9 protein-coding genes are annotated in these 12,179 nt (G+C 71.6%); 4 read left to right on the forward strand and 5 right to left on the reverse strand.

Translation table 11 applies throughout. The features are described 5' to 3' along the window. Positions 1-23 precede the first annotated feature (23 nt). Complete coding sequence (locus ACSMXW_RS00625; RefSeq protein WP_485803094.1) at positions 24-1,685, reverse strand: bifunctional fumarylacetoacetate hydrolase/alpha/beta hydrolase family protein; 1,662 nt, start codon at positions 1,683-1,685, stop codon at positions 24-26. A 159-nt stretch (positions 1,686-1,844) separates the two neighbouring features. On the opposite strand from ACSMXW_RS00625, the gene ACSMXW_RS00630 reads away from it, so the two are divergent. Further along, positions 1,845-2,519, forward strand: a complete 675-nt coding sequence (locus ACSMXW_RS00630) for a FadR/GntR family transcriptional regulator (protein ID WP_485803096.1) — start codon at positions 1,845-1,847, stop codon at positions 2,517-2,519. Between the two features lie 67 nt (positions 2,520-2,586). On the opposite strand, the gene ACSMXW_RS00635 is transcribed toward ACSMXW_RS00630, so the two are convergent. From ACSMXW_RS00635 to ACSMXW_RS00645, 3 genes are all read right to left on the reverse strand, one after another. Further along, a complete protein-coding gene (locus ACSMXW_RS00635; protein ID WP_485803098.1) occupies positions 2,587-4,008 on the reverse strand; it encodes a hypothetical protein in 1,422 nt (473 codons plus the stop codon). Between the two features lie 62 nt (positions 4,009-4,070). Beyond that, positions 4,071-5,738, reverse strand: a complete 1,668-nt coding sequence (locus tag ACSMXW_RS00640; protein WP_485803100.1) for a carboxylesterase/lipase family protein — start codon at positions 5,736-5,738, stop codon at positions 4,071-4,073. A 139-nt stretch (positions 5,739-5,877) separates the two neighbouring features. Further along, positions 5,878-8,457, reverse strand: coding sequence for a glycoside hydrolase family 3 C-terminal domain-containing protein (locus tag ACSMXW_RS00645; RefSeq protein ID WP_485803102.1), 2,580 nt, complete (start codon positions 8,455-8,457; stop codon positions 5,878-5,880). Between the two features lie 416 nt (positions 8,458-8,873). On the opposite strand from ACSMXW_RS00645, the gene ACSMXW_RS00650 reads away from it, so the two are divergent. From ACSMXW_RS00650 to ACSMXW_RS00660, 3 genes are all read left to right on the forward strand, one after another. Continuing rightward, entirely contained in the window at positions 8,874-10,067 is a 1,194-nt protein-coding gene (locus ACSMXW_RS00650; protein WP_485803104.1) for an ROK family protein, read from the forward strand. A gap of 242 nt (positions 10,068-10,309) precedes the next feature. Continuing rightward, positions 10,310-10,471: a hypothetical protein gene (locus ACSMXW_RS00655; protein ID WP_485803106.1), complete on the forward strand. Its 162-nt coding sequence runs from the start codon at positions 10,310-10,312 to the stop codon at positions 10,469-10,471. 245 nt (positions 10,472-10,716) lie between these two features. Then, positions 10,717-11,061: a hypothetical protein gene (locus ACSMXW_RS00660; RefSeq protein ID WP_485803107.1), complete on the forward strand. Its 345-nt coding sequence runs from the start codon at positions 10,717-10,719 to the stop codon at positions 11,059-11,061. A gap of 158 nt (positions 11,062-11,219) precedes the next feature. Here ACSMXW_RS00660 and ACSMXW_RS00665 read toward each other — a convergent pair whose 3' ends face one another. After that, complete coding sequence (locus ACSMXW_RS00665; protein WP_485803108.1) at positions 11,220-12,146, reverse strand: MBL fold metallo-hydrolase; 927 nt, start codon at positions 12,144-12,146, stop codon at positions 11,220-11,222. Positions 12,147-12,179 lie beyond the last annotated feature (33 nt).

Below are 12,179 nucleotides of genomic sequence, written 5' to 3' on the forward strand. Positions count from 1 at the left end.
CCTTCCTTTCGAACCAACGGGAGTCAGGACGGGGAGAGGAATTCCCTCAGGACCTCCGTGACGTCGTGCGGTGCTTCCAGGGTGTGCCAGTGGCCGATCTGGTCCAGCACCCGCAGGCGTGCCTTGGCCAGCAGGGAGGAGAGCTCTTCGTTCACGGCCACGGGGCTGGTCCTGTCCTCGCTGCCGGTCAGCAGCAGGACCGGGGCCTTGATGCCCGCGAAGTCGGGTTCCTCCGCGGCGGCCAGGGCCTCGCAGGCCAGGGCGTAGCCTTCAGCGTCCTGTCCCAGCAGCAGTTCGCGCACCAGGGCGGCGGCCAGGGGCCGTTCGGAGCGGGTCCGCTGGGAGGTGGCCACCGACACGATGGTGTCGGCGACGGCCGACATCCCGCCCTCCCGCACCGTGCGCGCTCGGGCGCGGGTGGCCGCCTTGGCCTGCTCGCCCTGCGCGCGCACCGGGCCCAGCAGGGCCAGCTTGGTGACCCGGCCCGGGTGGGCGGCGGCGAAGTGCGAGGCGACCAGGGTGCCCATGGAGTGGGCCACCACGGCGGTCTCCTGGATGCCCTCGGCGTCCAGGAGCGCGGTCAGTTCCTCCACCCAGCCCGTGATGCTGGGGACTCCGGCCCGTGGGGAACGTCCGTGCCCCGACAGGTCGTAGCGCAGCACCGTGTGGTCCTCGGCGAGGGCCGCCACCTGTGGGTCGTAGACCGTGGTGGCACCGCCCAGGCCGTGGATGAGGACCACGGGCGAGCCCTGTCCGGACCTCTCCACGAACAGCCGCGCGGAGGCTGCGGGGGCCAGGGGGTCGCCGCCGGCCACGGGGCCGACCACATTGGTCAGGTCGCCCAGGCCCGGTGCGGAGACGGTCACCCGGTCGCCGGTTGCCAGGTACTTCGGCGGGTCGAAGCCGATTCCGACACCGACCGGGGTGCCGGTGGCGATCACATCCCCGGGTTCCAGGGTGATCCCCGCCGACAGTGTCTCGATGATGGTGGCCACGTCGAAGATCAGCTGCGCCGTGTTGGCGTCCTGCCGCAGTTCGCCGTTGACGCGCGTCTGCAACGGGAGATCGCCGATGTCGATCTCGTCCGCGCTGACCGCCCACGGCCCCAGCGGGCAGAAGGTGTCCAGGGACTTGCCGATGAACCACTGCTTGTGGTCGCGCTGCAGGTCCCGGGCGGTGACATCGTTGATGAGGGTGTAGCCCCACACGTACTGCATGGCCTCGTCGCGGCCGGCCTTCGAGCAGCGGCGGCCGATGATCACCCCGATCTCGCCCTCGTAGTCGAGCGCGGACGTGAGGTCGGTGTGCGGGTCGATCGCGTCACCCGAGGCGATCACCGAGCCGGCCGGCTTGGTGAACACCACGGGACGCTCCGGCACGTGGCGGCCGTCGGCGGATCCCGTGGCATCGAAGCCGCTCCTGCCGAACTCGGCGGCGTGCTCCGTGTAATTCCGCCCCACACAGAAGACGTTCCGGTGGGGTACCAGCGGGGCCAGCAGCTTCCCGTCAGCCGGACGCTCCGCCACCCTCAGCCGCGCACCGGCGCCCGGCCCGGCGGCGATGATCTGCTGGAGTTCGGTGATCCGCTCGCCGGTGTCGGAGAAGCTGACCGGGCGGGCGCTTCCTCGTCCGTCGACCGTGCAGACACACGGGCCGTCCGTGGTGTGAATCCTTGCGTAGCGCACCCAACCTCCAACCAATGTGAACCAATTCTCTGTATCGGTTCCTATTGGTGAGCCTAGGCATGTGCTCCGACGAGGTCAACGATGGCTGCAGCGACCACGGCGGCTCACCCTGCTATGATTGGTTCATATTGGTCCAACGGTGGAGAGGGTTCAGGAGTCATGGGAGACCTCGTGGGAGCTGCCGTCGCCGTGGTGCGGCATGTCGAGCAGCACATCGACGAGGAGGGCCTCAAGCCCGGGGACCGGTTGCCCACGGAACGCGACCTCGCCGCCGCCACCGGAGTGAGCCGCGCCGTGGTCCGCGCGGCCCTGGACGACCTCGCGCAGAGGGGCGTCGTACGGCGTCACGTCGGCCGCGGCACATTCCTCGCCCCCGACGCCCCGGCGGCCCCGGCCGGCAGTGATCACCTGCCGAGCCCTTCCGAGATCATGGCCTCCCGCATGGTCCTGGAACCCGAGCTCATGCCCCTCGCCGTGGTCTCGGCGACCGGCGCCGACCTCGCCGAGATGGAACGCTGCCTGCGCGGCGGGGAACAGGCCGGCACCTCGGAGGAGTTCGAGCGCTGGGACACAGCCCTGCACCACAGCTTCGCGGTGGCCACCCACAACGCCGTCCTGATCGACGTCAGCTCCCTGCTCATCGCCGCCCGCCGGCAGCCCGTGTGGGGCGGCCTGAAGAAGCGCACCTTCGATACCGAACGGCACCTGTGCTACTGCCGGGAACACGAACAGATCGTGGCCGCCCTCAAGGAGCGGGACGCCGATGCCGCCCGTGCCGCGATGAGGGCCCACCTCAAGCACGTACGCCGCACCTTGCTGGGCAACACCGCCTGACCGCCGGGCACCGCGGGAAGCGGCGTGCCGGCCGGGCGCGGCGAGTCGCTCCGGCCGGCACGGTGCCTCAGGCTCCGTAGTTCTCGTGCAGCCAGTTCGACACGTAGTCGAAGGTCTCCGCGACCGTGTCGCCGAACTGGCCCGGTGTCGTGGCGCAGGCCGTGCACGGCGTGAACCCGTGGCTGGCTCCCTCGACGAAGACGAGGGTCTTGTTCTTCGCGTGGGTGGCGTTGGCGTAGTACATCTCGGACGGTATGAGCCAGTAGTGGCCCGTCATCGACATGATGAGCAGGGGCGAGCTGATGCCCTTGACGTTGTCGACGGTGGCGGTGTTGGACGAGGACCAGTCGATGCCGCTGATCGAGTCCGCGGTGATCTTCGGGTTCGTCGCCCTGATCGCGCCCACGGACAGGAACGAGTCGTCCGTGAAGCCGCCCTTGCTGGAGTCCCAGGCCGCGTTGTCCGCCGGATCCGCCGAGGCGACCCGGAGCGAGTGCACGACCTGCGGGGCACCGCCGTTCGGATGCTGCGGCGAGATCAGGGGGTACTTGCCCTTGGTGTGCGACAGCAGGCTGCTGTCGGCCTCCCACAGGCGGGCGCTGTCGCGGCCGACCGGCATGGGGGCGACGTCGGAGTACTGGCCGTCGCCATGCGCGATCTGCTCGTGCAGCCTCTGCGCCCGAGAGATGAGCCCGTTCTCGCGCGTGGCCTGGCCGGCCAGGTAGCGGTTGACGAACGCCTGGCTGTAGGCGCTGGAGCCGTCGGACGCGTAGCCGTTCTGCTCGGCGAACATGTCCAGCGACTCGTCGCGGACCCGGAGGTCGTTCTCGTCGGTGACCGACGCGTCGAGCGCGGTCAGGTCGGAGAAGGCGATGCCGGGGATGGAGTCGAGGAGTACCACGCCGTCGGCGGGAGGCAGGTTCGCCAGGTCGTCACCGCACGGGTCGAGCCGTGCCGCGGCCTGACATGCCCCGAGCCCGTTCTGTGCGACGTTCTGGTAGTACGACATGATCGCGCCACCGCCGGACCAGCCGACGAGGACGACCTTCTGCACCGTCGGCAGGCCGCGCAGGTAGGTGACGCTCGCCGACACGTCCAGCGCGAGCGAGTCCCAGTCGGCCGCCGCCTGGTCGGCGTACTGGGACTTCACGCACAGCACGGTGTAGCCGCGCTGTGCGAGTTGCACGCAGGGGACGCTGCCGATGAAGTCGTTGTTCTCGTGGGTGAGGATGAGTGCGGTGGACTGGTTCCCGTCGGGGGTGTCGGCCTGGTAGAGCGCGCCGATCACCTGGTCCTTCCCCAGCAGCACGGTCGAGGTGTGGTACGCCACCGGGGCCGCGGCGTTCGGCGTCGCCGTCTCGTCGGCCTGCGCCGACGACGTGAGCAGGGGGGCGATGAGGAGGAGGCAGGCACTGGCGAGTGCCAGACACCACCGTCGTCGTTGTTTTCGTGTGTGACGGAAGGGGCGGGGGACTCCGGGGACGGGCATGGCAAGCCTTCCGCGAGGGTCGTGGGTGTCAAGACGGGGCCGGCCTGGGTGAACTGCTGGGCCTACTTCCGGCCGACGGCGGCCCACAGGTTCAGGTGGTGGTCGGTGACGTACGACGTGCCGGCCTTGGAGCAGGCGCCGGAGAGCTGGTTGCCCGCCGGGTCCGCCGCGCAGGCCAGGTACTCCATCCAGTCGGGTGAGCCCTGGGTGTAGCGCGACCACGTGGGCAGGCCGGGGCCGTTGGGGTTGCCGGTGTTCTGGAAGTTCCGCCAGAAATCGGTGATCTGGTCGGAGAGCGCGAGCTGCGCGGTGTTCATCGGCAGCGTCATGCCGAGGTACTGGAACAGGTAGGGCAGGTCGTCGACGTGAGTCGCTCCGAAGGGGAAAGACTTCGCCGGCTCCCCCTTCTGCTGGAGCAGGTGGATGGACGCGAACTGGGGGGTGTCCTCGACGTGGAACTCGTACGCGTACGTAGGCGTCCACTTGGACAGATCCTCGTCCAACGTCCGGCGCGAGGCGGTGCCCGCGTCACTCTCCACGGTCGCGTAGGCGATGCCGGGCGAGGAGTACTCGGTGACGGGGTACTCGGCGAGGATGGTGTCGGCGTGTGTTCCGTACTCGCTGCGGATCATGCTCCGGTACTGAGAGGCGGTGAGCGGCTTGCCGGCGTTGTCGTAGTTCTGGAAGGTGAAGAGCCGGCGTTCGTCGTGGGTCTGGCCGTTGATGACGGGAACCCGGTTGAAGGTGCCGGCTTCGACCGCCGTTGCGGGGTTCACGGGGAACGCGGAACCACCGACGGCAGGCTGTGCCGAGGTGCCGGCGGCCTGCATGGCGACGATCCGGGCGGGGGTCTTGCCTCGCAGGCAGGTGAGCGCTGAGGCGTCGTCGGGGCAGCCCAGTGCCGTCAGTACCTTCTTGCCGGCCGCCTCACCGGACGCGGCGGTCTGCATGGTGCATCCGCCGCTGACGATGACGGCCCTCTGGAACAGGCCCTTGGCGGTGGGTGAGGCGAGCTGGTCGCAGACCGAGCTGCCGCCGGCAGACTGCCCGGCGACGGTCACGTTCCCGGCGTCGCCGCCGAAGGCGCCGATGTTCTCGTGGACCCAGCGAAGAGCGGCCTGCTGGTCGAGCAGGCCGAAGTTCCCCGCGCCGTCGGGGCTCTCGGCACGCAGCTGGGGCAGGTCGAGGAAGCCCAGTGTGCCCAGGCGGTAGTTGAGGCTGACGACGATGGCGTCGTTCTTCTCGACGTACTGGCGCGGGTCCATGTCCTGTCCGGCGCCGCCCTGGAAGCCGCCGCCGTGGATCCACACGAGCACCGGGAGATCCTTGCGGGCACCGGAGGGGGCGTAGACGTTCAGGTAGAGGCAGTCCTCACTGAGTTTGGCGGTGCTGTAGCCGGGATCCCAGCTCGTGCCCTGGACGCACCGGTCGCCGAAGGACGTGGCCTGCCGCGTCCCCGGCCACGCGGCAGGTGGCCGGGGCGCCTTCCACCGCAGGTTCCCCACCGGCGGCGCCGCGTACGGAAGGCCGAGCCAGGCGTCGTAGTCCGTTTCGGCCTCGCCCTTGATCTTGCCCTGCGCCACCGTCACGGAGAGGCCGGCCGAGCTCTTCGGTGGCGCTTCGGGGGTCGCGCCGGCCGCGGGGAGGAACAGGAGAGTCAGGGCCGCGGCGGCCATCACCGCGACCGCGAGGCTGAGCGTGCGTTTCCACTCGTTCGTCGGCTGGATCAAGGAAGGTTCCCTTCGTCCGTGCGCGAGAGGGCTGTTCGGATTCCTTCGAAGTGGGGACAGCCCCGGAGGGATGGACTCGGGGGGCCGCGGGAGCGGACCCTTCACGGGAGGCGGGAGGCGGGAGGCGAACCGCGCGCGGTCAGCCGATGTCGACCCGCGCGTGCAGCGGCAGGTGCGCCGAGGAGTTGCCGACGGCGATCCGGTACGACCCGGGCACGACGGTCCAGCCGGTGGTCGCGTTCAGCCACACCGCGAACGCCTCCCGGGCCAGCGTCAGGCGTACGGTGCGCGACCTGCCGGGCGCCAACGTCACCTTGCCGAACGCCCTGAGCTGCGGTGCGGGTTCGCCGGCCGCGTCGGGCGCGGTCACATACACCTGGACCACTTCGGAACCGGTGCGCCGGCCGGTGTTCCGCACGTCGACGCTGACCTCGACGCTCTGGTCCCCCGAGCGGCGCACGCGTAGGCCGCTCATCTCGAACGAGGTGTAGGACAGACCGAAGCCGAAGGGGAAGAGCGGCTGCTCACCGCTGCTCTGGTACCACCGGTAGCCGATGGCGAGGCCCTCGTCGTAGTACACCTCCCGCCCGTCACCGGGGAACTCGGCGGTGGTCTTCGCCGGTCCCTGCCGGTCGCTCGCCGGGAACGTCTCGGCCAGGCGGCCGCCCGGCTCGCTGTCGCCGAAGAGCATCGCCGCGAGGGCGTGCCCCTGCTCCTGGCCCGAGTACCAGTTGGCGAGGACGGCCTGCACGTCGGACAGCCAGGGCATGAGGACGGCGCCCGAGGTGTTGAGCACGACCACCGTGCGGGGGTTGGCCCGCGCCACCGCCGAGATCAGCATGTCCTGGTCGGCGGGGAGCGCGAGCGTGGACCTGTCCATGCCCTCGGAGGTGAGGTCGCCCACCACCACGACGGCCACGTCCGCGCTCTCCGCCGCCTTCGCGGCCGCCGCGATCAGGGCGTCGTACCCGGCCTGACAGCCGAGGTGCAGGCTGGGCGAGGGGGCCCTCTCCCCCGGGACGGGCGCCGGGCTGCGGTAGGTGACCTCGATGTCGTGCGGGCCGCCGGTCAGGGTGACGAATCCGTTCTGCACGGCCTCGTAGCCCCACTTGTACGACGCGACGTCCTTGCCGTCGATGGTCATGTGCACGTTGCCGCCGGCCGTCAGGGAGAACCGGTGGGCACCGGCGGTGGCGGCGGTGAACGTGCCGGCGTATCGGGCGGACCACCCGTCGGTCTGATCGGCCACCGCCTTGGGCGCGCCGCTGAAGTCGAGGGCCGCGACGGTCTCGCTGCCGATCGCCGGGCCGCTGAGGTCGGTCGAGGCGTAGTACGTGGCGGTGAGCCCCGTGCCGAACGCGCTCGCCGGGACCGACGGCAGGGCCGCGATGCCGAGGGTGCCGGGGGTGTACGTCACCGGGATGGAGCCGGCCCTCGCCCTGATGCCGGCCAGCGGGCTGTAGACCGTGCCGTCCGCGCCCACGTTCCCGGAGCCGCCGCCGTGTGTCTGGGGGTGGGCGTCGGCCGCGTCCCCGATGACCGCGATCGACCGGGGCGCGGAGAGCGGCAGGATGCCATGGTCGTTCTTGAGCAGCACGCTGCCGCTGGTGGAGATCGTGCGGGCGAGCGCGAGGTGTTCCGGTGTGCTGACGACCTTGTCCACCACCGTCGCGGGGTCGGCGAGCGGGTGGTCGAGGAGGCCCACGCGGATCATGCCGGTCAGGACGTGCGTGACCATGGCGTCCAGGGTCTCGGTGCTGACGGCACCGCTCTGGACGGCGTCCTTGAGGGCGGAGCCGAGGTAGGTGGAGCCGGGCATCTCGATGTCCGACCCCGCCTTCGCCGTCTGCACGGTGGAGTGCGTGCCGCCCCAGTCCGACATCACCATGCCGTCGAAACCCCACGTGTCGCGCAGCGTCTCCTGCACGGTGTCGCGCTTCTCGGCCGTCCAGGTGCCGTTGACCTTGTTGTACGAGGTCATCACGGCGCCCACGCCGCCCTTCTGCACGGCCGCCTTGAAGCCGGGGAAGTAGAGCTCCTCCAGCGCGCGCCGGGAGACGATCGCGTTGATGGTGTGGCGCAGCACCTCCTGGTTGTTCGCCACGAAGTGCTTCACGGTCGCGACGACGTGGTTCGACTGGATGCCCCGGATGACGGCCTGGGCGAGCTCCCCGTTGAGGTAGGGGTCCTCGGTGTACGTCTCGAAGGACCGTCCCCAGTTCGGCAGCCGCAGGATGTTGACGCACGGCGCGAGCGCGACGTTGTGCCCCTTGGCCGCCTGCTCGTTGCCGTACGCCTTGCCGTAGGCGAGCGCCAGGTCCGGGTCCCAGGAGTTGGCGAGCGCCTTGGCGTCCGGCCACTGGGTGACGCCGACGGATCCGTTGCCGACGCCGTTGGGGCCGTCGGCGAGGCGCAGGGCGGGGATGCCCAGGCGCGTGTTGGCGGGGATGAGCCCGGTGTACCCCTTCCCGGCAGGGGTGCCGTGGCAGTAGGCGATCTTCTCGTCGAGGGTCATCTCCGCCACGAGGGACCTGGCCCTCTTCAGCGCGGCGGACGAGCCCGGCTGGGTGACGGTGGTCTGCCGGACGCGGCCCGCGAAGTCCACGGTGGCGACCGTCTGCGGGGAGGCGGCCGACGCGGGGACGGAGATCACGGAAGCTGCGCCCGCGGCGACGCTCGCTCCTGTCGCCTTGAGCACGGATCTGCGGGAGATGCTCATCCTGTCGTTCCTCCGGGGGGTGAGGGATCGGGGGGCACGGTCACGCGCCACCGGGGCGGCGCGGACCGCTGCCGGGGCCGTCTGCGACCCGGGCGGCGGCATCGGGATCAGGAACCGGGCAGAGGGGGGACTGCGGACGGGACGAGGCGCGATCACTCTCGTGGCGAAGGTGTGTCCGTGGAAGGTGCGTCCTGGGCCGGTCCTCCCGTTCGCCCGCCGGGCTCGGGCCGCCCGGGATTTAAACGTATACGGCAGAAGAACAAGAACGCGTTGTTGACCCTGATGTTCCTTGTATGCCGAACGACGGAAGGGTAGGTCTGCGCTCTTTCAGAGGTCAATGGCTGTGCCGACAGGGGTTGTTGAGGGGACGTAAGGAGCAGTTTCGCCGGATACGGCAAAAGGACTACGCTGCGCGCATGCCCGACACCTCGTCCTTCCGGCACGCCGAGCGTCGGCTGATCGCCACACTGCGGCGGCACGGCGAGCTCTCGCGCTCCGACCTCGCCCGCCTCTCAGGCCTCCCCCGCAGCACCGTGACCGACTGCCTCGCCCGGCTGCGGGCCGCGGGTGTGGTGAGCGAGCGCACCGGCCGCGTCGACGACGGCCCCCGGACCGGCAGGCCGCCGAGGCTCGTGCGCCTCACCCCCCGAACAGGCCTGGTGGGCGCCGTGGTTCTCACCAACGGCGTCCTGCGGGCGGCGCTGCTCGGTTTCGACGCGCGGCTCGCGGCGGGCCCGCTGCGGCGCGACCTGGCGGAGATACCCGGCGGCGTCGTGGGGCCCGCCCACGACCTGCTGGCGCAGCTGCTGCACGAGGCCGGCGCCCGGCCCGACGACCTCGCCTGTACGGTGCTCGGGCTGCCGGCCCCGATCGACCCGGCCACCGGGCGTACGCAGTTCCGGACGCGGGCCCCCGACCGGGAACGCCGCCAGTCGGCGAGCCGGCGCAGCCTCATGGAGGAGGACGCGGCCGCCGAGTTGTCCGCGCGGCTCGGCGTCACCGTGTGGGCCGAGAACGACGCCAACCTCGCCGTGCTCGGCGAGGCGTACTTCGGCGCGGCCCGAGGACTGCGCGACGTCGTCCTCGTCAAGGCGCTGGACGGGATGGGCGCGGCGGTCCTCCTCGACGGACGGCTGCACCGCGGGCGCGACGGCCTGGCCGGCGAGATCGCGCACCTGCACGTCCGGGACGACGGACCGGCGTGCGTGTGCGGGGGCAGGGGTTGCCTGCGGACCCAGCACGAGGCCCGGCACCTGGTGACGCTGGTGCAGCCGGCGCACGAGGAGCCGCTCGGCTTGCGGGACGTGCTGAGGCTGGCGTCGGAGGGCGACACCGCGGTCACACGGATCCTCGTCGACATCGGCCGGACCATCGGGCGTCCGCTCGCCGACCTCTGCGTCTTCCTCAACCCCGAGGCGATCATGACGGACGCGGCCCTCGGAGCAGCGGGCCCCGCGATCCTGGACGGTGTGGGCGAGGCCCTGCGGCGCTTCGCACCGCCCGCGGTCGCCGGCCCGGTACGGCTGCTCGCGGGCACGCTCGACGGCACCGCCGAGCTGTGGGGAGCCCTGGCCTTCGCCCGCACCAGGCAGGACGAGTCAGTGGGCTGACGCGCTGACGCCTCCCCCTGCCTCCCCCGGGGGGCGACCTCCGGCGGCACCGGGCGCGGACCGCGGCGGGGGCCACCTCCCAGGCCCCCGGGGCCCGCGCTCACCTCCCCCGCCCTCCCGGCCCGGACCGCACCCGCGGCGGCGGGGGCCCCGGAGACTCGCGCGTGGTACTCCGTAGACTCGGCCATCACCCCGGCCCCGCGGCAGCGGGGTTCGATCGTCACAGAAAGGACCAGTCCACGGTGAGCGCCACCCAGCGAACCGACGCGCCGATCTACGCCCGACTTGTCGAGGAACGGGGCGACGTGGCCGCCGATGTCAGAGAGACCGCTGAGGAGACGTGGCGCGAGGTCAGCCGGGTCATGGACTTCCGCCTCCTGCGAAGGGGTGAGACCGCCCGCTGAGGCGCGGGCCGGTTGCACCGCCGGCGGGCGGCGTGCACCACGTGTGGGCCGGGCGCACCGGCGGTGTCCCGCCGGCCCGCCCGGCCCGGGTGGGTGCGTCACGTGAACCCGGACGCCGTGGAGGCGGGCAGCTGCCCGGAGGCCTCGCGGCGCGGTGGCGCCCTGGACGCCTGGCAGACTGATCCCGCAGTCCATGGGCGGCCGGAGTCCTCCGGTCGGCCGAGGCGCCGGGGCGAGGAGGGCGCATGGGCGGGAACGATCCGCACGTCCATGTCCAGTCGAAGGTCGCACGGAGCGACGCCGCTGTCCGCACCATGCTGGCATCCACGTTCGGGCTGGCCGGTGACCTGCCGAGCGTCGTCACCACCGGATGCGGGCTGCGGGTGCCGTATGCGATGACCTCGCCGCGGCCGGATCGTGTCACCTGCCTTGCCTGCCGTGAGCATGCGCGGGTCGAGCACCTGCGCCTCGCGGGAGAGGTCGAACGCCTCGGCCGTATGCCTGGATCGACGGTGAGCGCCGCCCGGGCGAAGCGGGCGGCGGACAGGCATCGCGACCTCGCGCGGAGGTTCTCCGGTGCGGGAGGCTGAGCTCCCCCGGTCGGGCAGGGCACACATCCCACCGAGGCAGGGGGCCGCCCGCACCGTCCGCCTCGGAGCGGGCGGACCTCCCGCACCGTCCGCCTCAGAGGTAGGGGAACCTCCCGCGCCGTCCGCCTCAGGCAGGAGGGCGCTGAAGGGGTGACGGGTCAGGTGAGCTGGAACGGAGTCGGCAGAACCGGCTCAGTGGGGACGGGCTCCCACACGCGGCGGCCGGCGCCGTCCCGGACGAGTCGGCCGAAGACCTGGTCGCCGAAGTGGAAGGCGAAGCCCAGCGTGTCGGGCCGTTCGAGCTCCTTGAGCAGCATCTTGCGGGCCGTCTCGACTCCCTGCAGATCGACGTCGGGGCCGGAGGGCCACTCGGGGTGCGTCATCTGGCCGGGCGTGTGGAAGGCGTCGCCGAGCACGAGTACCCGCTGCCCGCTGTCCGGATCGGACACGACGTAGGTGGTGTGCCCGGGGCTGTGGCCCGGGGTGACGAGCGCGGTGACACCCGGGAACACCTCCTGACCGTCCTCGATCCGGGTGAGCACGCCGGCCAGCGGCTCCACGAAGCGGGGGCGTGAGGGCGCACCGATCACGATCTCGTCGCGCCAGTACGGCTCCCACTCCAGGTCGGCCACGAGGTAGGCGGCGCGCGGAAAGGTCTTGCGCGGGGCGCCTCCGTCGTCGGCGGTGAAGCCCCAGCCGGTGTGGTCGGTGTGCAGGTGGGTGAAGGCCAGCGCCTCGATGTCCTCCGGCGCCACGCCCAGTGCGGCAAGGGTGTCCAGCAGCGCGCCGGAGCGGCACGCCCCGAGAGCGGGCGGGATGGTCTCGGTACCGAGCCCCGCGTCGACGAGCAGGTTCCGGCCGTCCCGCTGCACGAGCACGCCGCCCACCGAGGCGGCCACCCGGCCCCGTGGCGTGAGCGCCTCAGGGTGGTCCGCCCAGTGGGAGGGCGGCACGTCGGGAAAGAATCCGGCCGTCTCCATCTCCATGGCCCCGTCGAGCACATACGTCAGGCGCGTACCGCCCACGGTCAGCGTGCGCACCGCGGACTGTTCGTTGAGCAGCCCCGTGGTGGTCCTGTCGCTCATCCTGCCTCCGTCGTCGAATTGCCGGCCCCGTCC

This window comes from Streptomyces sp. DSM 116793 (assembly GCF_057320905.1).